Genomic DNA, 20690 nt, shown 5'->3' with positions numbered 1-20690 from the left:
GTTCTGCCCCCGCCACCCCTCGGAAGGCAACACTCGATGACCGGCACCGCCCACAGCCGATGACCCGCGGCGCACCGGCCCTCCGACCCGCGGAGGCGGCGCAGGCACTGAAGATCGTCGTGGTCGGCGGCTTCGGGGTCGGCAAGACGACGATGGTCCGCTCCGTCAGCGAGATCCGCCCCATGCACACGGAAGAGGTCATGAGCAGCGAGGGCCGCGCCCTCGACGACCCCTCCCGCGTCACCTCGCGCAAGAGCGCCACGACGGTCGCGTTCGACTTCGGCCGGATCGCGGTCGACGAGCGCGCCGTCCTCTACCTCTTCGGCGCGCCCGGCCAGGAGCGGTTCTGGTTCCTGTGGGACCGGCTGCTGGCGGGGACGATCGGCGCGGTGCTGCTCGTCGACTCCCGGCGGCTGCCGGACGCCTGGTACGCGCTGGACCGGCTGGAGCACCACGGGATCCCCTTCATCGTCGCCGTGAACGACTTCGGCGGGCCCTTCCACACGGACGCCCAGATCCGGCAGGCGCTGGCGCTGGACCCGAACGTGCCGCTGATGGAGTTCGACGCCCGCGACCACTCGTCCAGCAAGTTCGTCCTGATCGCCCTGGTGGAACACCTGCACGCGCTGTCCCTGCGGCAGGACGCCAAGGACTGACGGGCCGACGGGCTGCGGGCCCCGGGGCTGCGGCGTCTCAGCCGCCGGACCGCGGGACGGCCGCCCCCCGGCACCCGATACGCTCGCATACGTGGCTGAGATCCAGATTCCCGCTGACATCAAGCCCGCCGACGGCCGTTTCGGTGCGGGCCCCTCCAAGGTGCGCAAGGAGGCGGTCGACGCCCTCGCCGCCACCGGCACGTCCCTGCTCGGCACCTCCCACCGCCAGGCTCCCGTGAAGAACCTGGTCGGCGAGGTGCGCCAGGGAGTGCGCGAGCTGTTCCAGCTCCCCGAGGGCTACGAGGTGATCCTGGGCAACGGCGGCTCCACCGCCTTCTGGGACGTCGCGACGCACGGACTGATCGACCGCAAGTCCCAGCACCTGTCGTTCGGCGAGTTCTCCTCCAAGTTCGCCAAGGCCGCCAAGCTGGCGCCGTGGCTGGACGAGCCGACCGTGATCTCCTCCGCCCCGGGCACCCACCCGGAGCCGCAGGCCGAGGCGGGCGTGGACGTCTACGCCCTCACCCACAACGAGACCTCCACCGGCGTCGCCGCGCCCATCAAGCGCGTCGCGGGCGCCGACGAGGGCGCGCTGGTGCTGGTCGACGCCACCTCGGGCGCCGGCGGCCTGCCGGTCGACGTCGCCGAGTCCGACGTCTACTACTTCGCACCGCAGAAGTCCTTCGCCGCCGACGGCGGGCTGTGGCTCGCGCTCTTCTCCCCCGCCGCGCTGGAGCGCGCGGCCCGGGTGCACGCCTCCGGGCGCCACGTGCCCGAGTTCTTCAGCCTGCCGACCGCGATCGACAACTCCCTGAAGAACCAGACGTACAACACCCCCGCGCTGGCCACCCTCTTCCTGCTGAACGAGCAGCTGAAGTGGCTGAACGGGCAGGGCGGCCTGGACTTCGCGACGGGCCGCACCGCCGCGTCCTCGCGCGCCCTGTACGGCTGGGCCGAGGCGTCCAAGTACGCGGACCCGTTCGTCGCCGACCCGGCGCAGCGCTCGCAGGTCATCGGCACGATCGACTTCTCCGACGACGTGGACGCGGCGGCGGTCGCCAAGGCGCTGCGCGCCAACGGCGTCGTCGACACCGAGCCGTACCGCAAGCTGGGCCGCAACCAGCTCCGCGTCGCGATGTTCCCGGCGATCGACCCGGCGGACGTCGAGGCGCTGACGGTCTGCATCGACTACGTCATCGAACGCCTCTGAGCAGCACGCCGCGTACCTGAGTGCGGAAGGGCCCACCGCTCGGTGGGCCCTTCCGCACGTCCAGGGCTTCACCGGAAGGTCCCGCGCGCTTCCCTGCGCCTTGGATGTAGCCGCCGTTTCCCCGCGGGAGCGTTGGTCTCTGCGGCCCGGTGGTGGGCTTGTCGCGCAGTTCCGCCCCCTACGCCCTGCGGGCGTGGTGGTACTCCCCGCGCCCCTGTTTCGCTGCTCCCGTCACTCGCCTGCGGCTAGGGCGCTGGTCTTTAGGAGCGCTGGGGGTACCCCCGTGCCCTGCGGGCACGGGGGCGGAACTGCGCGATCAACCACAGACGCCGCACCGCGGCCCGCCGCACGGCGAGACCGCGGCTGCCGGTGCAGGACTTTCCCTCACCGGCTGAGTCGCTGGAAGCGGCGCACCGCCAGCGGCAGGAAGATCGCGGTGATGACCAGCGGCCAGACCGTCGCCATCAGGATCGCGTTCTCCTGGATCCAGCTCCCGTCGCTGGCGACCGGGTTCCCGAAGAGTTCGCGGGTGGCGCCGGCGGTCGACGAGATCGGGTTCCACGCCGCGACCGCGCCCAGCCAGTCGGGCATGGAGGACGGCGGGACGAAGATGCTGGAGACCATCGTGAGCGGGAAGACGACCGCGTACAGTCCGCCGGCGGCCTCCTGGTTCGGCAGCATCAGCCCGAGCCACACGCCGACCCAGATCAGCGCGAAGCGCAGCAGCATCAGCAGCCCGAAGGCGCCGAGGGTGCCCAGGAAGCCGCCGTCCGAACGCCAGCCGATGAGCAGCGCGGTGGCCGCGAGGATCGTCAACTCGGCGGCGGCGACGAAGAGGTCGGTGACCCCGCGGCCGGAGACCACCGCGGACGGCGACATCGGCATGGAGCGGAACCGGTCGATGACGCCCTTCTGCGCGTCGACGACGACGGTCATCGCGGTGCCCATGAAGCCGAAGGCCATCGTCATCACGAACATGCCCGGCATCAGGTAGTCCCGGTAGTCGCCGCCCGGCGACTTCATCGCGCCGCCGAAGACGTACGCGTACAGCAGCACGGACAGGATCGGGAAGCCGAGCTGCCAGACGATGGCGAGCGGCTGGCGCTGGTAGTTGAGGAACCCCCGGCGCACCACGCTCCAGCAGTCCACGACGGCCCAGTACGCGCGGCGCTCGCGCCCGTCGCCGTGCACGGTCAGGTCGACCCGTTCGACGTCGACGGCTTCAGTCTTGACGGTCGTGGCGCTCATGCCGCGGCCACCTCCTTCTCCTGCTGCTGCTTCTGCTCCTGCTCCTGCTTCGGCCGGTCCTGCTCGTCGTCTCCGGTGCGGTGGCCCGTCAGCCGCATGAAGACGTCGTCGAGGCTCGGCCTGCGCAGCCCGAGGTCCTCCACGGCGACGCCGTCGTCCTGGAGGGTGCGGGCCACGTCGGTCAGGGCGGCGACCCGGTCGGAGACGGCGGCGTGGACGCGCAGCTCCTCGCGGTCCATCTCGGGGACGCCGGTCGCGACCCGGGCGACGGCCCGCCACGCCGCGTCCAAGCCGTCCGCGTCGGCGACGACGACCTCGATGCGGTCGCCGCCGACGGTGGACTTGAGCCCGTCGGGGGTGTCGTCGGCGATGGCCCGGCCGTTGTCGATGACGGTGATCCGGGAGGCGAGCTTGTCCGCCTCCTCCAGGTACTGGGTGGTGAGCAGCACGGTCGTGCCGCCGGCCACCAGGTCCCGCACCGCCTGCCAGACCTCGCCGCGACTGCGCGGGTCGAGCCCGGTCGTCGGCTCGTCGAGGAAGAGCACCTCGGGCGCCAGGATCATCGACGACGCCAGGTCGAGCCGGCGGCGCATGCCGCCGCTGTACTTGCCGGCGGACCTGTCGGCCGCGTCCACCAGGTCGAACTGCTCCAGCAGTTCGGTGGCGCGGCGCGCGGCGCGCTTGCCGTCGAGGTGGAAGAGGCGACCGAACATCTCCAGGTTCTGCCGGCCGGACATCACCTCGTCGACGGCCGCGTACTGGCCGGTCAGCCCGATGCGGCGGCGTACGCCGCGCGCGTCGCGGGCCACGTCGAGGCCGGCGACCTCGGCGCGCCCGGCGTCGAACTTGAGGAGCGTGGCGAGCACCCGGACCGCGGTGGTCTTGCCGGCGCCGTTGGGTCCCAGCAGGCCGTGCACGGTGCCCCTGCGGACCGTGAGGTCCAGGCCGTCCAGGGCGCGCTTTTGCCCGTACCTCTTCTCGACGGACTCGGCGACCACCGAGTACTCGCTGCGTGCGGCGCTCCGGTCGCGCCCGCCGTTTCCGTTCACGTGTCCCTCCAGGTTCCGTACTGGTGCGGGAGCGTCCCCGTCATCAGTGCGTACAGCGTACCCGAAACAGAGTACGTTGTACCCAGTTTTAAAACGCACGGCCTCCCCGGGCCCGCGACCAGCAGTGACGGCAGGAGGAATAAAGTGGCGGACATGACGACCGAGACGAGCGGCAGCGGTGACATCGCCCGCACCCTGGAGCTGTTGTGGGGTACGGCGGAGCGACCGAGCCGCGGCCCCAAGCCGGGGCTCACGCTCGACGCGATCGTGGCCGCCGCCGTCGACGTCGCGGACTCGGAGGGCATCGGCGCGGTCTCCATGCGCCGCATCGCCGCGGAACTCGGCACCGGCACGATGTCGCTCTACCGCTACGTCCCCGGCAAGGCCGAACTGCTCGACCTGATGCTCGACCGGGTCAGCGCGCCCGACCCCTGGGAGCCGCCGCCCGCCGGCGAGGTCCCCGACTGGCGCGCCGCCGTCGAGCGCCTGGCCCACAGTTACCGCGACCTCTACCAGAAGCACCCCTGGCTGCTGCGGGTGAACCAGGCGCGCAGCGTCCTCGGCCCCAGCACCCTGGGCGGCCTGGAGGCCGCGCTCACCGGACTCCAGGGCCTCCAACTGCGCGACGCCGAGAAGATCTCGGTGATCATCTCCGTGCAGAGCCTGGTCACCGGCGTCGTACGGATGGAGGCGGACGCGAAGGACGCCGCCGAGGAGACCGGCTTGGGGCACTACGAGTTCTGGTCGGCGCAGCGGCCGTTCCTGGAGCGGGCGATGGCGAGCGGCGACTACCCGATGATGGCGAACATGGACGACGACACCTTCAGCGAGGAGTTCGACCACTTCGAGTTCGGGCTCGCGATGCTGATCGGCGGACTGGAGGCGATGGTGCAGCGCAGCACGGAGAGCCCGACGGCCTGACGTACGCCCGCGTCCGCGCGTCCGTGGCGTACGCCGGTCCCGTCAGCCCCGTGCCGTCGCGCCCGTCCCGTCAGCCACGCACCGTCCTGCCCGTCCCGTCAGCCCTTCCTGAACAGCCGGCGCACGCCGAGGAACAGCAGGGTCGCCACCACCAGCACGACCGCGCCGTACGCGGCCTTGGCCGGCACCTCTCCCTCGGTGTCGTCGCCCGAAGCCGAACCGCCGCCCTTCGACGACGCCTTGCCGTCGTCCCCGCCGCCCTCGACCTCGACCTTGCGCACCTCGGCGCCCACGCCCTCGGAGCTGAACATCAGCCCCTTGCCGTCCGCCGTGTACGACACCCCCTCGGACTGCCGCTGGATGGGCCCCTTCACCCGGTAGTCCGCGCCGAGGCGGCCGTCGGAGCCCCACTCGTACCCCCGCGCGGAGAAGTACGAGCGCAGCACCAGCCGCTTCCCGTCCGGCGAGAAGGCGCCGTCCGTCACCCACGGCACCTCGCCGATCTTCTTGAAGACGTTGGTGCCCTTGGCGCGCAGCGGGTGCGGGCCCTCGTAGAGCCCGCCGCCCTCCTCGTTCTTCGACGCGATGTACACCCGGCCCGTCGTGGGGTGCACCATCAGCGCCTCCGCGTCCCGCGGGCCGTCCGCGTACTGCACCGTGTACTGGGTGGCGCGCACGGTGGTGTCGCCCAGTTCGGCCGGCTCGGGGAAGGTGTAGATCCACACGTGGTCCCACGTGCCGTTGCGGTTGTCCCCGATGTCGCCGACGTACACCTTGCCGTCGGCGCCCACCGAGATCGCCTCCATGTCCCGCGGCTTGCCCACGCCCTTCAGCGTCACCGTCGCGACCGTCTTGCCCGTCCGCGAGTCGACCGCGAACACCCGCGGCTCGTCCTGGTCGTTGTGCGTCCAGTAGACGCCGGGGTGCGCCCGGCTGGCCGCGAGCCCGCTGGACTCCGTGATCCGGGAGTCCTGGAAGGCGAACTCGGAGTCGGGCTCGGCGGCGAAGGCCGGGGAAGCGGCCGGCAGCACGCAGAGCGCGAGGGCGGCGGCACCGGCGACGTACGGAAGCGAACGCATGGACCAAGCCTGCCATCCCGCGCGGGGCGGGGCCCGCTTCAGACCGCTGTGCATCCGCCCTGGTACACAGCCGTGTCATGGGCGAAGCGCACGGCGTCCGGCGGCGGGACGTACTGGGCCGCGTCGTGGGCGAAGTGCACGGCGAGCGGTGCGAGCCGGGCGATCCGATCCAGCCAAGGGCGGTACGGCGGCAACGGCGGCTCCAGCCCCTCCGCCACCACCCGGCGCGCCAGCTCCGCCGACGCGTACTCGGACGCGAAGTCGTACGCCTGCCCCGCCAGCAGCACCGAGCCGCCCGGCCGCGCCACCCACAGCGACTGGTGACCGGGCGTGTGGCCCGGGGTCGGCACGACGCGCAGCCCCGGCCACGGCTCGACCTCGCCGTCGACCTCCTCGTACACCGCGCCCGGGAAGTCGACGAGCGCGTCGATGGTGTAGTCGCCGGCGCGGGCGGTGGCCAGTTCCGTGCGCTGGACGACGATCGGGACGCCGGGGAAGAGCGGGTTGCCGCCCAGGTGGTCGAAGTGGAGGTGGCAGTTCACCACCATCGCGACGTCCTCGACGGCGACGTCCACCGCCGCCAGTGCGGCCCGCAGTGACCTGCGGTGCGGCCGGTAGTGCGCGTCGGCCTCCGGGTCGCCCGTGCCGATCCCGGAGTCGAAGAGCAGCAACCCGCGCGGATGGCGTACGAGATGGGCGAAGACGGGCTCGGCGCGCGGACGGCCGGTGCCCGTCTCGCCGGCGGGCCGGACGAAGTACCCCAGATCGAGCCGGTGCACCCGGACCGCACCGCCGACCACGGGGGCGCCGTGGCCGTTCTCACATCGCGTCCCACCTGCGGCTTCGGACATCATGACCCCCATGCGTTTCATGTTCGTCGGCGACTCCATGACCATCGGACGCGCCGGCGACTACACCTGGCGCTACCGGATGTGGCAGCACCTGTCCGCCTCATCCTTCCCCTGGCCGCCCGAGATCGTGGGGCCGCGCAGCGGGCTGTACGACCCGGCGGCGGACGCGCCGCTGTCCACCGCGTACGCGGACCCCGCCTTCCCCGCCGACGCGCGCCGCCACCTCGCGGGCTGGGGCGAGGGCTGGCTGCACCAGGCGCCGACCGTCGGGGCGGCCGTCGCCGAGCACCGCCCGGACGTCCTGCTGGTCTCCCTGGGGCTGATAGACCTCGGTTTCTACACCAACAGCGAGCAGACCGCGGTCAACGTGCGCCGCTTCGTCGCCGGGGCGCGCGCCGCGGCGCCCGGGCTGCGGATGGTGCTGCTGCCGGTGATCCCGAACGTCCGGGCCCGCACCGACGCGCCGTTCGCCGCGGAGTGCGTGCGCTTCAACGAGCTGCTCGCGAAGGCGGTGGCGGACCTGGACGAGCCGGCGTCACCGCTACTGCTGGCGTCGCCGCCGGCCGACTACGACCTCGACGCCGACACCTACGACGGCACCCACCCGGGCCCCACGGGCGAACAGAAACTCGCCGCGGCCTTCGCAACGGCGCTCCACCAGGCGTGGGGCGTGGGCGGCCCGTACCGCTGGCGGGGCGAGCGGTAGCGCTTCCGCTTGGCCGCGGGCTACGGGGCCTGGAAGTCCTTCGAGTGGGTGACCTTCTCCAGGCCGTACCACTCGGCGACGCACTGGCCTGGCCAGAGCGCGGTGCCGTTCTTGCTGAAGGGCTCCAGCATCCGGCCGACCTTCGTCGGGGTGTACGGCATCTCCGTCTCACCGCGCGCCGCGCCGTCCCGCAGGTAGGCGTCCTGACGGTCCCACAGCTCGGCCCGCGTCCGCATGTCGCGGCCCAGGTCGAGGAGCGGCACGGTGAGACCGGCGACGGTGACCGCGCACACCGCGGCGGCGCCGGCGGTCAGCGCGAGCGTCGTACGGTCGCGGCGCCCGGACCCCGCGGCGCCAGCCCCCAGCCGCAGCCGCAGCCAGCGGCCCAGGAACGCGCCCGCGGCCACCAGCAGGAACGCGTACATCAGCAGGTAGTCGTTCCAGGTCCGCTCCGTGGTGAAGACCTTCGGGCCGAAGACCGGGTACGTGATCACCGTGCACAGGTAGCCGGCGACCAGGAACGCGGCCGCGCCCAGCCCGAGCAGCGGCAGCGGACGGGCCGGCAGCAGCACGCGCGAGCCGCCCGCCCGGCGCCGCGCCAGCAGCCCGATGATGACGCCCGCGGCGATCGCGCCCACGTACTGCCAGGTGGTGAAGACCGTGCCGAGGATGCGGACGTACCCGCGCAGTGCGCCTTCCAAGGACTCCGGCGCCAGCATCGAGGTGCTCTCCGCGTCGAAGCGGTTGCGGCGGTTGCGCGAGCCCGGGGAGGTGAAGAGCACCAGGGTGCCGACGGCGATGCCGGCCATCCCCGCCAGCGACCAGATCCGTACGAAGCGGCGCACCCTCGCCACGAAGAACTGCCCGGCGAAGAGGACCACGCAGGAGAGCACCACCAGCGCCACCACGGACGCCTCTTCGGAGAGCGTGCCCATGAAGACGCCGGCGAGGACGACGACCACCAGCGCGGCGACGCGGCTGCGCCGGTCGTGCGCCCGCAGCAGCGGCAGGGCGGCGGCGACCGCGAGCACGGGTGCGAGGGTGTGCGAGACGGAGGCGGCCGGCCAGTAGAACGTCTTGTACGTGTTGGGCGTGGCGAACAGGAACACCGCGCTGATCATCGCCGCGACCAGCAGCGGCACTCCGCGCGGCGCCCGCTGCCCCGCCCTGGCCAGCACCTGCGCGACCACCGCCCACAGCAGCACCAGCATCAGCGCCCCGCTGACCAGGCCGTACCACTGGTGGCCGCCGACGGGGAACTTCGTGTACGCGCCGACCAGGATGCCGTTGGCGACGCGCCCGTTGTCGTTGAAGTAGAAGGTGTGGACCAGGCCCCACATGCCGTCCTCGCGGACCTGCGGCAGGAAGCACCACTCGTCGGCGCTGGGCCGTACGTGCCGGCCGAACCACATGGCGAGGGCGAGGAGTCCCAGCGGCAGCGCGGCCAGGGCGAGCGGCCAGATCGCCGGCCGCTCGGGGCCGCCGTCGGGCGCCGGTCCGCCGCCGTCCGCGCTCGCCGCGCTCGTCTTGCGCGCCGCCTCGTCCGCCGCGTTCGTCTTGCGCGCTGCCTCGTCCGCCGCGTTCGCGGACGCGTCGACGCTCATCGTCAGGGGTGCCTCTCGTGCAGGGGGCGGGGCCGGGCGGTCGCGGCCTCCAGCAGGGGGTGGTCGGGCGGGAAGTCGGGCGGACCGCTCGCCAGATCGGTCTCCCGGACCACGTAGTGCGGTCGCCGCTTCGACTCGTGGTAGATCCGCCCCACATACTCGCCGATCACGCCGAGCGTGGCGATCTGGATGCCGCCGAGGCCGACCATCGCGGCGATGATGGTGGCGTATCCGGGGGTGTCGACGCCGCTGACGATCACGTTGACGACGATCCACAGGGCGTACGCGAGCGCGGAGAGCACCAGCCACAGCCCGGCGTGGATGGCCAGGCGCAGCGGGCGACTGTTGAAGGAGAGCAGTCCGTCGATGCCGTAGTTCAGGAGCCGGCGCCCGCCCCACTTCGAACTGCCGGCCGCGCGCTGCTGGTTCTCGTACGCGAAGGTGACGGTGTCGAAGCCGATCCAGGAGAAGAGGCCCTTGGAGAAGCGGTTGCTCTCGGGAAGCGCGAGCATGGCGTTCACCGCGCGCCGGGAAAGGAGCCGGAAGTCGCCGGCGCCGTCGACGATCTCGACGTCCATGAAGCGGCGCACGAGGCGGTAGTAGAGCTGGCTGAGTGCGGTGCGCAGCACGCCCTCGCCGGCGCGGTCGCGCTGGGCGATCACCTGGTCGTAACCGTGCCGGTGCAGCTCCAGCATCCGGGGGATCAGGGACGGCGGATGCTGGAGGTCGGCGTCCATGAGGACGACGGCGTCGCCGTGCGCCATGCGCAGTCCGGCGAGCATCGCGGACTCCTTGCCGAAGTTGCGGCTGAAGGAGGTGTAGCGGGCGCGCGGGTCGGTTTCGGCGAGCTTGCGCAGCAGGTCGCGGGTGCCGTCGCGGCTGCCGTCGTCCACGTAGCAGATCTCGAAGCTCGCGGGGGCGGCGGCGGACGGGGCATCAGGCGCGGTTTTGGTGCTGGTAATCGTGCCGCTCTTGGCGGTGGCGCCGGATTTGGTGCTGGATTTCGTGCTGGATTTGACGCCGGCCTCGGCCGAGTCGGTGGACGTGCTCGGGCCATTGGGCGCGGGCCTGGTCTGGGCCGTTTCCAACGTGGTGACAAGCGTGGCGTGGAAGGTCTCGATCACCTCGCTCTCGTTGAAACACGGAACGACAATGGAGATCTCGGGCATGTGGACGAATCCTCTGTGGTGGTCAGGCAGTCAGAGCGCTTCCGGACTCGGCCGGTTCCCCCGCCCCGATGTGACGTCAAACACGCAATGGCTGCGCGGCCGGCCCAGGATGGCGAGATTCGACCCGATTCGTCAACTGACGCCCACTCTTGTGTAGCAGAACCGCTACATGTCTTCTGCTGGGCGTTCCGCAGCAATTGGCCTTGCCGGCACGGGTAAATGCGTCTTGCCTGACGCCCGCTCGACACAGTTGGCTGTGCACCCATGGAGTACACGCAGCTAGGACGTACCGGACTCAAGGTCAGCCGCATCGTCCTCGGGACGATGAACTTCGGGCCGCACACCGACGAAGCGCACAGCCACGCGATCATGGACGCCGCGCTCGACGCGGGCGTCAACTTCTTCGACACCTCCAACACCTACGGCGGCCCGGAGCACCGGGGCCGTACCGAGACGATCATCGGCAACTGGCTCGCCCGGGGCGGCGAGCGGCGGCGCGACAAGATCGTGCTCGCGACCAAGGTGTACGGGCACGTGGGGGCGAACGGCACCCAGTGGCCCAACCACGACAAGCTCTCCGCGTACAACATCCGGCGCGCGGTCGACGCCAGCCTCAAGCGGCTCCAGACCGACCGGATCGACCTGTACCAGTTCCACCACGTCGACCGGAGCACCCCGGTCGACGAGATCTGGCAGGCGCTCGACACCCTGGTCCAGCAGGGCAAGATCCTCTACGCCGGCTCGTCCAACTTCCCCGGCTGGAAGATCGCCCAGACGAACGAAGCCGCACGTCGCAGGGGCTCCCTCGGTCTGGTGAGCGAGCAGTGCATCTACAACCTCTTCGAGCGGCGCGCCGAGATGGAGGTGATTCCGGCCGCGCAGGAGTACGGCCTCGGGGTCATCCCCTGGTCGCCGCTGCACGGCGGGCTGCTCGGCGGGATCTTGAAGAAGGACGGCTACGGCACCCGGCGCGGCACCGGGCTGGGCGCGGAGTCACTGGCGCTGCCGGGGGTGCGGGAGCGCATCCAGGCGTACGAGGACCTGTTGGACGAGCACGGGCTGGCGCCCGGCGAGGTCGCGTTGGCCTGGCTGTTGACCCGGCCCGGGGTGACCGGGCCGATCGTGGGGCCGCGGACGGCGGAGCAGCTCACGGGCGCACTGCGCGCGGTCGAGCTCAAGCTCGGCGCCGAGCTGCTGGCGGCGCTGGAGGAGGTGTTCCCGGCGGTCGGTCCGGCGCCGGAGGCGTTCGCCTGGTGACGTACGGTTCAGCGGCGTTCGGGGGTTGACGTCCGGGTCGGTCGCGGCCGGTGTCGGTGGCAGCCGGCTCGGTCGCGGTCGGCCCGGTCGCGGTCGGCCTGGGGGCTACTAGCCGAGCACGGACGCCACCGCGATGATCGCGAACATCAGCACGAGCGCACCGGCCATGATCCGGTTCCTGGTCTTGGTCTTCACATCACGAGGTTAACGCGCCTGTTCGAGCGGGCCCGCGGCGCCTGGGTCCCGGCCCAGGCGCCAAGCGGCCAAGGTCTCGTACCGCGGCTCGGCGCCCGGGGTGCCGCCGGCCGGCAGACTGCTGCGGACGAGCACGAACTCCGACACGTCCCAAGGGGTGCCGACGAAGTCGCCGAGCGCTTCCGCGTACGTGCTGAGCGCGGGGCCCCCGCCCGCGGCGCCGCGTCGACGGCGGGCGCGGGCGAGCGTGAGGTGCGGGGTGAAGCGCCGCGGCTCCTCCATCGCGATCCCGCTGCGCCGGCCCGCGGCGTCCGTCCGGGCCGCGAGCCGCCGCAGCTCTTCGACGGCGCCGGCGGCACCCGCCCACAGCACCCCGTTCCCGAAGTGCCCGCCGCCGCTGATCGACAGCGGGAACGCATCGGAGCGCCGCGCGGCCCGCCCCAGCCGCTCCGACAACTCGGGCAGGACGTCCTCGGGCACCGATCCGTAGAAGGCCAGGGTGTAGTGCCACCCGGCGCGCCCCGTCCACCGCAGTCCGTCAGCCCCGGGCAGCCCTTCGAGGCGCGCGGCCGCGGCGCCCAATTCGTCGAGTTGCGGCGCGGGCGGCACGACGGCGACGAAGAGTCTCATCACCCGAGTATCACCGGCGATGCGGGAAAGGACCGTGCCGGCAGCCGAGCCGATGGCCGCGCTGACGGCCGCGCTGACGGCCGCGCTCTCGGCCGCCCCATTAGCCGGACTGATGCCCGGGCTGACGGCCGGGCCGATGCCCGGGCCGATGGTCTTCCGAGCTGCGCCGTACGCCGTACCACCAAATGCCTGCATGGACCATCCATCGCCGAGCGCATTCGATGCCGAGAATTCCGGACCACCAATTGAACGGGCCGGGGATTGCCATTCGGACGCTTATCGCGCGGTGATGGCGAACGTCCGTTGAATCCCATTGCGCGCATCCCGTTGCGTAATGGTGGCGCGCGATCACACGATGACGCGGGCAGCAAGAAACCCCTGGACCAGGCGCCGCCGTTGCCCCCGGCGGCGGCGCCTTCTCTCGTTGCGGCAGTGGTCAGTCCCGGCCTGCCGGCCCTGGGCGGTCAGTCCTGGCCGGTCAGTCCTCCGCGAGTTCCGCGACGCCCGTGATCCGGTGCAGCGGATAGGTGCGGACCTCGTCGGCGGTGTGGTCGTAGCCGGTGACGAAGCCGCCCTCGACCCGGACCGGGGCGATCACCCGCTGGCTGGCGGCGCCGTCGGCGTTGACGTAGCCGATCCACACCGCTGAGCCCGTCATCGCCGCCGCCTGGACGGTGGCCAGGGTCTCCGCGGCGCTGGTGCGCGGCAGTTCGCCCCGCCCCGGCGCGGGCGCCTCGTCGGGCCCCGGCGCGGGCGCCGATTCGCGCGCTGCCCCGTGCGCCGTGTCGTGGACCGGCTTGCGCGCCACCGTGGCCGCCAGGTCGCCCGCCCTGATCGCCTTCACCGCCGCTGCGAGCAGCGCGGGGGCCGGGACCGGCAGGCCGTCCGACTGCGGTGCCGGGGGCTTACGGGGCGGGGTGCGGCGGGCGTGCGCGCGGGCGATCAACACGTCGCCCTCCGCCGATTCGGCCGCCGGGGCGTACCCCATCGACCGCAGCCCGGTCAGCAGCGTCGCCGGGTCGGCGGCGGACGCGACGACGGTGGGGGCGAGCCGGCGCAGCCGCAGCCCCGCCGAACGCTTGTCGGCGAGGATCTCGTCGAGCAGGGCGTCGTCGTCGCAGCGGACGTACGCCGAAGCCGCGCCGATCCGCAGATGGCCGTGGCGGCGGGCCACGTCGTCGATCAGATAGCTCAGCGGCTGCGGCACCGGGGTGCGGGAGTGGGCGGCCAGCAGGGCGTGCAGTTCGGACGCGGTCCGGCCGGCGTCCAGCGCGCGGCGCACGGAGCCTGGCGTGAAGCGGTACACCGTCGCCCCGCCCTTGGACTCCACGTCCGCGAGCACCGACAGCGTCTCGGCGAGCGGGCGCTCCAGCGGGCCGGGGGCGACGGCGGTGAGGTCGGCCTGGAGCAGTACGTGGTCCAGGGGCGCGGGCAGCAGCGGCGCCAAGGCGTCCGCGGCAGCGCGCACCGCCGCACCCACGCCCCCTCCCCCAGCTCCCGCATCGGCCCCCGCGCCCGCCTCGGGCCCGGCTTCGGCTTCGGTCCCTGCCGTCGGCCGGAGCGCGGCCAGCAGTGCCCTGCCGTGGGAGGCGAGCGCGCCGCGGCCCGTCACGCCCAGGGACTCCGCCTCCGCCAACGTCCAGGTCGCGACCCTGGCCCTGAGGTCCATCCCGTCCATCGCGCTGCCCGCCGGACCGGCTGCCCCCGTCGCCCCCTCCGGGCGGCGCAGCGGGCGCTCCCAGCGCAGCCGCGCCAACAGCGTGTCGGGATCCGGCGCCTGCGCCTCCGGCAGCGCACCCAGCAGCGTGAGCACGCGCCGGCGCACTTCCGGCGCCACGCTCCGGTCGATGCCGGGCCCGAGCGCCGCCAGCGTGCGCCCCTTGCCGTCGACGTCGCCGACCAGCCCGGGCGTACGGGTCGCAGCGAGCCACGCCGCAGCCAGCACCGCCCAGCGGTCGGCCGCGGGCAGCTCCAACCAGTCGTCGTACGCCGGCGTGGGCGCGTACGCCTCGTCCGCCTCGCCGTCGGACGCCAGCAGCCCCGCCGCGTACGCCAGCTCCACCCAGAACGCGGCCATCGGCTCGCTCGCGTCCAGCGCGACCGCCGTGCGCTTGAGGTCGCGTACGGACAGACCGCCGGCGCGCAGCACCTGCGGGCCGCCCTCGTGCCAGTCCTGGAGCAGGTCCTCGACGGTCGACAGCGCCGCCAGCGCCTGGCCCGCCGCCGTGCTGTCCACAACCTGTGGACGAGCGGCGAGCGCGGAGACCGCGGGCCGCACCTCGGGCGGCAGCGGCTCGGGCGCGCGGTGCGCCCGGCCGGCGCGCAGGTGCAGCGCGACCTCGCGCGGCAGGACGAGGGTGCGCGGGGACGCCGGCAGCAGCAGGCCACGGTCGCGCAGCCAGCGCACCGGGGGCGCGGGGTCGGCCGTGACCTCGCCGTACGGCGGCCCCCACACCAGCCGGTCCAACACCGCCAGCGCGCCCGGCGGCGCCGTGTCGAGGAGCGCCGCCATGCGCGTGCGGTCCGTGAAGAGCGCCGTCAGCGCGGCCACCGCGGACACCGGGTCGTGGGTGGACGGCAGCCCGGCCGCCGTGACGACCTCCTGGAGCCGGCCCGGCGACATCCCGGCCGTCGCTTCGGCGGCGGTGGGCCCGAGGCCGGTCGGGGACGGGCGGGCCGGGGACGGGGTCAGCAGCTCGCGGGCGGTGCGCACCAGCCGCAGCCGGTCGTCGTCGCCCCACACCAGGGCCTGGGCGCGCAGCGCGCCGAGTGCGCCGGGCAGCGCGCCGGCGATCGTTCCGTCGGTGTCGCCGTACGCGTCGTCGCCGGTGAGCAGCGCGAGCAGGGTGCCGTACGGCGTGGGCTCGAGGGCGACCGCGAGCGCCTCGGCGGTCTGGAGGGCGAACCGGTCCAGCCGGTCGAGCGCGCGGACGACGGACGCGCGGGTGCCCGCCCGGGTCGCGAGCTGCGTGAGGTCGCCGGGCACGGGGTTCAGCAGGTCGGGGCGGGTGCGCAACAGCGCGGCGAGTTCGTCGTCGCCGCAGGAGCGCAGGGCTTCGGCGAGGGTGCGCGGGCCGCTCGGGGCGGGGGCGCGGGCAGGTGTGCCGTCGGACGGCCCGCCGGACGGGCCGTCAGGCGTACCTTCGGGCGTACCTTCAGTTGAACCGTCGAACGATCCGGTGTGTGATCCGTCGGGCGGATCTTGAGGCGATCCGGGCGCGGCTTCGGGCGTGGTCCCCATCCGCACCACGGTAGTCGCTGCGGCGCCGACGCCGCGCTAACGTCGGTGCAGGGTACGGGGAGCGTCCGAGGGGAACCGTCCGTGGGGATCGAGAGCGACCAGCTCGTCTACGACTATCTGAGCCGGGTCGGCGATCTGGCCCAGCAGCGGCAACTGCCGTCCGGCACACGGATGGAGCTGGTGTCGTCGCTGCGCGGGGAGATCGACCGGCAGCGGGCCGGCGGGGCGGGCGACAGCCCTGCGTCCGTACGGCGCATCCTGGGCCGGCTCGGCACGCCGAAGGAGGTCGTGGAGGCGGCGACGGACGGCTCCGCGCGCCCGCCTTCCCCGTCGTCCGTGTCGTCCACGCCGTCGGCGCCGCCCGTGGCATCCGCGCCGTCCGCGCCGGCGCGCAAGAGCGCGAAACCGGCGGGCACGCCCCCTTCTGCGCCCGAGCCCCCGCGCATCACGCTCCCCGGCCAGCGCCTGCGCAAGCTGATCCCCAACCCCCGCAAGGACCGTCCGACCGCCCCCGCCGCGCCCCCCGCCCCGCCCGCACCCCCGCGCCAGGGCCTGCCGCCGCACCTCGCCGGCCTCGACGAACTCGGCCCGTCCGCGGGCCCCGACGCCGACGGCGACTGGTGGAGCGTCAAGCCCGAACCGTACGGCGCCGGCGAGCGCATCGCGGGCTTCACCGGTGGCGTCGAGATCCCGGAGATACTGCGACCGCCGCGCAAGGACGACGCCCCCGACGACGAGGACGGCGAGGCCGAAGAGGGCGCCGCGGAGGACGACCCCGCCACCGAGCAGCCCCAGCCCCGCGGCCTGCTCTCCCGCCTGCGCCGCCGCCCCACCTCCGACGAAGCCCCCGCCGCCACCTCCGGCCTCGGCAACCCCTTCCTCCTCCTCGCCGCCCTCCTCCTGATCGGCGGCGCCCTGTTCACCTCCTGGTTCGCCCTCGGCCTCGGCTGGCTCTGCGCCTACGCCTCCCGGAAACTGACGGTCACCGAACGCAAGGTCGCCGTCATCGGCCTGCCCGCAACAGCGGTCACCGCGGGCCTGGTCTGGCTCTGGGGCCGCTCCACCGGCCGCTGGGGCGAGGCCCTGCCCGAAGACGCCCTCGGCGACGCGATCGCCTCGACCGGCCCCTGGGTCGTCCGCGCCGCGGCCCTCGCGTCCGCGCTGTACCTGGTCGTGCGGGCGCGCCGGGCGTAGCCGCCCGCCGGTCAGGGCTTCCGGGCCGGCCCGCGGCCGAGATCAACGCACCGCACCCGTGCTGACCGCACAGGCGGTGCGGCGCTCGAAAACCAGTGGGCGGCGCCGCCGTGCGCCATTACCGTGCCGTCGAACCGAGTCGTCTGGGCAAGGACGTGCCGTTGTACACCCTGTGAGACCTCCCGAGAGCTGACCTGTCGCGCGTCGCGCTGCTGCGCCGCGCTGCTTTTTGCTGCGGACTTCTCACTGAAACCGGTGTACTTCTGTGCTCCATGAATGGGTGGTCATGCCCACCTGCCTGCCGACCGTCGTCCGCCGTTGCCACGCGTGCGCGTCGGACCGCTTCCGGGCGAACGGCAAATTCCGCGTCAACGCACACCACAAGCTCCTCGACGTCTGGCTCCTCGTGCTCTGCACCGCTTGCGGGGACACGGCGAAGCTCACGGTCCTGGAGCGGGTGAACGTGCGCTCGGTTCGGCCCGAACTGCTGGACCGGATGCACGAGAACGACCCCGGCCTGGCGGCCGAGTTGCTCCAGGACCCGGTCCTACGGCGCCGCAATCGCATCGCCCTCGACTGGACCAACGCCTGGCGCCTCGACACCGGCGGATCGGACCACCTGGACCGTGCGGTGATCGACGTCTCGGTGCGCTTCGCGGCGCGGATCCCCGTCCGGCCGGTACGCCTGATCGCCGAAGCCTGCGGTCTTTCGCGGGCCGAGGTCGAGAGACTGATCGGGGAGGGGAATCTCGTTTCGGCAGTTCGGCTGAGCGGAAAGCTCTCCGGCGACTTCTCGTTCACGCTCAAGCCCTGATCCCACCCCTGGCCAGGGGCCTGCCCGGCAGACCTTGCCGGGCAGACCCCGCCCCAGCTCCGGGCCGCCTGCGGTCGACTGGTTCCGATGCTCCCGCGCTCGTCGCCGATGTCGTCGTCCGCGCATCCGACCTCGCACTCGCCCCCGTACCCACCCCCTCCGCGGCGAGTTGCTGCACAACGGCACGGCGCCTGTGGCGGGCTTCTTCATCAGGGACACAGGGAAGCAGCGTCCCCCTCCGCGCCACCCGCCAGCACTCCGTAGCTGCGTACGGTGCCGATCGCGTCGCGGGCCCCGGACTCGACGGCCACGGGTTCCCCGCCCGCGGCGACCCGCCGCACCGCCTCGACCTGCCACCCCTCGGGCAGTTCACCGATCCGCTTGACGAGTTCGGGCCCGTCGACCGTGCGCAGTTCCTGATAGTCCGGCTCGGGCGGCGCGACCCCGCGCTCCGCCCGGTCGGCGGCCCAGTCCAGGACTTCGACGAACGACGGGTACGAACGGTGCATCGGCGGCCCCGCGATCAGCACGGCCCTCCGGGTGCTGTGCACCCGCCGCAGCACGGCCGCCCGCCAGAGGACGGGCAGCTTCTCGTACCGCCGCAACAACTCCACGGCCCGCGACCCGTGATCGCTCCGTTCCCCGTCGGCCTCGGGCCACCAGGCGACCTCGCCCGCGGGGTCGCAGCGGCTCGCGAAGTACGCCACGTCGGAGCAGAGCGCGGTGATCGGCCCCCGGTACTCCTCCGCGCTGACGCTCAGCGGCCACCCCATGCTGATCCGGTGCCCGTCGGCGAGGCACCAGTACAGCCCGGCGCGGTCGTGCTCGGCTAACTCGCCCCAGGCCCCCGTCTCCTTGAGCGCGTCCCACACGAGCACCGGCGCTTCCCCGGCGACCCGCGCCGTCTCGGCCCACTCCCGCAGCCGCCAGCACCCGAGCGCGTCCAGCGCGTGCCGTACCGCGTGCAGCCCCGCAGACCCGCGAGGCACCTTGTTCCCTCTCACGGAACACCTCCACCTTTCGCTCTCTCCTCCCTCTACGCAACCGCACGGCTACGCACAGCGGTACGGTGGAGGAGCGGTCGGAGTATGAAAGCCATGAGCACCACGCGCCTCTTCGGGAGTTGACGACATGGCCCCACGCGCACGCACCCCCAATACGGGCTTGGAAAGCCTGCTCCAACAGGCCAAATGGTCGCGCTCCCAGTTCGCCCTCGTCGTCAACCGCATGGGCGCAGAAGTCGGGTTGGAGCTGCGCTACGACCAGTCGGCCGTCTCCCATTGGGTGGCCGGCACGACCCCTAAGCCCGCGGTCAGGCGTCTGATCGTGGAAGCCTTCTCGCGCAAGTTGCACCGGAGCGTGACGCACGCGGAAGCCGGGCTGACCCTGGCCGCCAGTGACCAGCCTCCGCCAGGCGTCGACACCGTGGAAGAAGTCGCCGATCTCGGAAGGGCCGACATGGATCCGTCGCGCCGTGGCGTCGTCGCAGCAGCAGGTCTGTTCTCCGCGGCATTGGCGGTGCCGCTCTTCGCCGACTCCACCGCGCACGCCACCGAGGCGCCGCCCTCGACGCCGGGGACCGTACGCATCGGCGCCGCTCAAGTCGCGGCGGTGCGCACGATGACGGACCGGATCGCCGACATCCTCGACGAACTCGGCGGCGCCCACGCCCGCCCGATGGCCGCGGCGTTCCTGGTCAACACGGTCGTCCCGTGGCTACGGGCGGAGGCCGGCAGCGCGGTGCGCAAGGACATGTGGTCGGCCGCGTCGGACCTGGTGTACCTGACGGGCTGGATGGCGATGTACGAACGGGACCACGGCACCGCGCAGGACTACTACGTCAAGGCGCTGAAGCTGGCGGCCCGGGCGGGCGACCACCTGACGTACTGCCGCACCCTGCGGGGCATGAGCCTCCAGGCTTCCCACCTCGGACACGGCACCCGGGCGCTCCAACTCGCGGACTCCGCGGCCGAGGCGGCGCCCCAGGCCGGGCCGCGGCTCCGGGCGTTCCTCACGGGGCAACAGGCCCACTCCGCTTCGATGGTGGGCGACCACCGGCGGGCGCGCCGGCTGCTGGCCGCGACGGAGTCGGCGCTGCTGAAGGCCGACGACCGGCGCGAGTCGATCGGCGGGTACGACCGGGCCGCGTACTCCTTCCACGTCGCCCACGTGCTGTACGAGGGAAAGGACCTGCCGGGCTCGATCCGCGCATTGCAGCAGGCAATCAGGGCGCAGCCCGCCCAGGAGCGCCAGGGCCGGGCCCACTTCCACGCCGTCCTCGCCCAACGCCAACTCGAACACGGCCACGTGGACGCCGCGTGCGACGCGTGGACGCGCTTCCTGGCGGACTACGAACACCTTTCGTCCGCGCGCGGCGACGAGCACTTCGAGACGATGCGCCACCGTCTGAAGCCCTTCGCGAAGACCCGGACCGTCCAGCAACTGGCCCCACGCGTCGCCGAGGTCGCGGCGCTCAAGGCGTGACGTGAAGGACTCCACCGGCATCACCGACCGCTCCCTCCTGACCCGGAGCGCCTACAAGACCGCGCACGCCAGGCAGACCAGGCTCAGGCCGCCATGATGCGGCTCAGCTCACGTGACTTGTCCTGGAGGACGGCTGCCCAAGCTCCCCCCAGGGGGAGTTAGGGCCGCCGACACCTCAATGCTGGCCTCGGTCTCCCATCACTGACCACAGTGCAAAGTAGGTGCCGTCGGTCCGCTACCTCTCCCCGTTGCTTTGCGCCTGATCCCTTCGTTAGCCCGAACGAGTTGTCGACGGAGGGGCGGGGCGTTCATGTGCCAGGAGTGGTCATCCGAGGACGTGGTGGCGTGCTGGGCGCGCCCGCACCGTGCACTACGCCGCGAT

General features: G+C 72.8%; 17 protein-coding genes and 1 pseudogene. 9 read left to right on the top strand and 9 right to left on the bottom strand.

The annotated features are described in order from the left end of the window. Positions 1 to 59 precede the first annotated feature (59 nt). Complete coding sequence (locus ACH4E8_RS07115; RefSeq protein WP_398445179.1) at positions 60 to 656, top strand: GTP-binding protein; 597 nt, start codon at positions 60 to 62, stop codon at positions 654 to 656. A gap of 91 nt (positions 657 to 747) precedes the next feature. Further along, complete coding sequence (serC, locus tag ACH4E8_RS07110; protein ID WP_398445177.1) at positions 748 to 1866, top strand: phosphoserine transaminase; 1119 nt, start codon at positions 748 to 750, stop codon at positions 1864 to 1866. Positions 1867 to 2250: 384 nt separating this feature from the next. Here serC and ACH4E8_RS07105 read toward each other — a convergent pair whose 3' ends face one another. Then, positions 2251 to 3114: an ABC transporter permease gene (locus ACH4E8_RS07105; protein WP_398445175.1), complete on the bottom strand. Its 864-nt coding sequence runs from the start codon at positions 3112 to 3114 to the stop codon at positions 2251 to 2253. Then, a complete protein-coding gene (locus tag ACH4E8_RS07100; RefSeq protein WP_398445174.1) occupies positions 3111 to 4163 on the bottom strand; it encodes an ATP-binding cassette domain-containing protein in 1053 nt (350 codons plus the stop codon). The genes ACH4E8_RS07105 and ACH4E8_RS07100 overlap by 4 nt, the downstream gene beginning before the upstream one ends. Positions 4164 to 4316: 153 nt before the next feature. On the opposite strand from ACH4E8_RS07100, the gene ACH4E8_RS07095 reads away from it, so the two are divergent. Beyond that, positions 4317 to 5084, top strand: a complete 768-nt coding sequence (locus ACH4E8_RS07095; protein WP_398445172.1) for a TetR/AcrR family transcriptional regulator — start codon at positions 4317 to 4319, stop codon at positions 5082 to 5084. 98 nt (positions 5085 to 5182) lie between these two features. Here ACH4E8_RS07095 and ACH4E8_RS07090 read toward each other — a convergent pair whose 3' ends face one another. Continuing rightward, positions 5183 to 6163, bottom strand: a complete 981-nt coding sequence (locus ACH4E8_RS07090) for a WD40 repeat domain-containing protein (RefSeq protein WP_398445170.1) — start codon at positions 6161 to 6163, stop codon at positions 5183 to 5185. Between the two features lie 38 nt (positions 6164 to 6201). Next, positions 6202 to 7017 (bottom strand): MBL fold metallo-hydrolase, encoded by an 816-nt coding sequence (locus tag ACH4E8_RS07085; protein WP_398446061.1) that lies wholly within the window; start codon positions 7015 to 7017, stop codon positions 6202 to 6204. A 7-nt stretch (positions 7018 to 7024) separates the two neighbouring features. Between ACH4E8_RS07085 and ACH4E8_RS07080 the strand changes: the two genes are divergently transcribed. Continuing rightward, positions 7025 to 7720: a GDSL-type esterase/lipase family protein gene (locus tag ACH4E8_RS07080; RefSeq protein WP_398445168.1), complete on the top strand. Its 696-nt coding sequence runs from the start codon at positions 7025 to 7027 to the stop codon at positions 7718 to 7720. A gap of 20 nt (positions 7721 to 7740) precedes the next feature. Here ACH4E8_RS07080 and ACH4E8_RS07075 read toward each other — a convergent pair whose 3' ends face one another. Together ACH4E8_RS07075 and ACH4E8_RS07070 are read right to left on the bottom strand one after the other, a co-directional pair. Continuing rightward, positions 7741 to 9324, bottom strand: a complete 1584-nt coding sequence (locus tag ACH4E8_RS07075; RefSeq protein ID WP_398445166.1) for a DUF6056 family protein — start codon at positions 9322 to 9324, stop codon at positions 7741 to 7743. A 2-nt stretch (positions 9325 to 9326) separates the two neighbouring features. Continuing rightward, positions 9327 to 10235 (bottom strand): annotated as a pseudogene (locus ACH4E8_RS07070) (glycosyltransferase family 2 protein); the annotation flags it as partial. 40 nt (positions 10236 to 10275) lie between these two features. Between ACH4E8_RS07070 and ACH4E8_RS07065 the strand changes: the two are divergent. After that, on the top strand, positions 10276 to 10650 hold the full coding sequence (locus tag ACH4E8_RS07065; protein ID WP_398446130.1) for a hypothetical protein: 375 nt from the start codon (positions 10276 to 10278) through the stop codon (positions 10648 to 10650). A 107-nt stretch (positions 10651 to 10757) separates the two neighbouring features. Continuing rightward, on the top strand, positions 10758 to 11750 hold the full coding sequence (locus tag ACH4E8_RS07060) for an aldo/keto reductase (RefSeq protein WP_398445164.1): 993 nt from the start codon (positions 10758 to 10760) through the stop codon (positions 11748 to 11750). A gap of 204 nt (positions 11751 to 11954) precedes the next feature. Here ACH4E8_RS07060 and thpR read toward each other — a convergent pair whose 3' ends face one another. Next, positions 11955 to 12770, bottom strand: coding sequence for an RNA 2',3'-cyclic phosphodiesterase (thpR, locus tag ACH4E8_RS07055; protein WP_398445162.1), 816 nt, complete (start codon positions 12768 to 12770; stop codon positions 11955 to 11957). A 283-nt stretch (positions 12771 to 13053) separates the two neighbouring features. Then, entirely contained in the window at positions 13054 to 15816 is a 2763-nt protein-coding gene (locus ACH4E8_RS07050) for a helicase-associated domain-containing protein (RefSeq protein WP_398445160.1), read from the bottom strand. A gap of 81 nt (positions 15817 to 15897) precedes the next feature. On the opposite strand from ACH4E8_RS07050, the gene ACH4E8_RS07045 reads away from it, so the two are divergent. Together ACH4E8_RS07045 and ACH4E8_RS07040 are read left to right on the top strand one after the other, a co-directional pair. Then, complete coding sequence (locus tag ACH4E8_RS07045) at positions 15898 to 17010, top strand: hypothetical protein (RefSeq protein WP_398445159.1); 1113 nt, start codon at positions 15898 to 15900, stop codon at positions 17008 to 17010. A 265-nt stretch (positions 17011 to 17275) separates the two neighbouring features. Further along, positions 17276 to 17824: a DUF1062 domain-containing protein gene (locus tag ACH4E8_RS07040; RefSeq protein ID WP_398445157.1), complete on the top strand. Its 549-nt coding sequence runs from the start codon at positions 17276 to 17278 to the stop codon at positions 17822 to 17824. 209 nt (positions 17825 to 18033) lie between these two features. Here ACH4E8_RS07040 and ACH4E8_RS07035 read toward each other — a convergent pair whose 3' ends face one another. Continuing rightward, positions 18034 to 18813, bottom strand: coding sequence for a hypothetical protein (locus tag ACH4E8_RS07035; protein ID WP_398445155.1), 780 nt, complete (start codon positions 18811 to 18813; stop codon positions 18034 to 18036). Between the two features lie 142 nt (positions 18814 to 18955). Between ACH4E8_RS07035 and ACH4E8_RS07030 the strand changes: the two genes are divergently transcribed. After that, a complete protein-coding gene (locus ACH4E8_RS07030) occupies positions 18956 to 20308 on the top strand; it encodes a hypothetical protein (RefSeq protein ID WP_398445154.1) in 1353 nt (450 codons plus the stop codon). The last annotated feature ends 382 nt before the right edge of the window (positions 20309 to 20690 follow it).

Source organism: Streptomyces sp. NPDC017979 (genome assembly GCF_044328175.1).
GTDB lineage: Bacteria > Actinomycetota > Actinomycetes > Streptomycetales > Streptomycetaceae > Streptomyces.
Note: the sequence above shows the minus strand (reverse complement) of the source record. Positions and strands in the feature narration are given on the sequence as shown.

What these genes read in the sequence shown, in the direction of transcription:
- ACH4E8_RS07115 (WP_398445179.1), top strand. Translation starts at nt 60, where the DNA reads ATGACCCGCGGCGCACCGGCCCTCCGACCCGCGGAGGCGGCGCAGGCA.
- ACH4E8_RS07105 (WP_398445175.1), bottom strand. Translation starts at nt 3,114, where the DNA reads ATGAGCGCCACGACCGTCAAGACTGAAGCCGTCGACGTCGAACGGGTC.
- ACH4E8_RS07095 (WP_398445172.1), top strand. Translation starts at nt 4,317, where the DNA reads ATGACGACCGAGACGAGCGGCAGCGGTGACATCGCCCGCACCCTGGAG.
- ACH4E8_RS07090 (WP_398445170.1), bottom strand. Translation starts at nt 6,163, where the DNA reads ATGCGTTCGCTTCCGTACGTCGCCGGTGCCGCCGCCCTCGCGCTCTGC.
- ACH4E8_RS07085 (WP_398446061.1), bottom strand. Translation starts at nt 7,017, where the DNA reads ATGATGTCCGAAGCCGCAGGTGGGACGCGATGTGAGAACGGCCACGGC.
- ACH4E8_RS07080 (WP_398445168.1), top strand. Translation starts at nt 7,025, where the DNA reads ATGCGTTTCATGTTCGTCGGCGACTCCATGACCATCGGACGCGCCGGC.
- ACH4E8_RS07075 (WP_398445166.1), bottom strand. Translation starts at nt 9,324, where the DNA reads ATGAGCGTCGACGCGTCCGCGAACGCGGCGGACGAGGCAGCGCGCAAG.
- ACH4E8_RS07060 (WP_398445164.1), top strand. Translation starts at nt 10,758, where the DNA reads ATGGAGTACACGCAGCTAGGACGTACCGGACTCAAGGTCAGCCGCATC.
- thpR (WP_398445162.1), bottom strand. Translation starts at nt 12,770, where the DNA reads ATGCAGGCATTTGGTGGTACGGCGTACGGCGCAGCTCGGAAGACCATC.
- ACH4E8_RS07050 (WP_398445160.1), bottom strand. Translation starts at nt 15,816, where the DNA reads ATGGGGACCACGCCCGAAGCCGCGCCCGGATCGCCTCAAGATCCGCCC.
- ACH4E8_RS07030 (WP_398445154.1), top strand. Translation starts at nt 18,956, where the DNA reads ATGGCCCCACGCGCACGCACCCCCAATACGGGCTTGGAAAGCCTGCTC.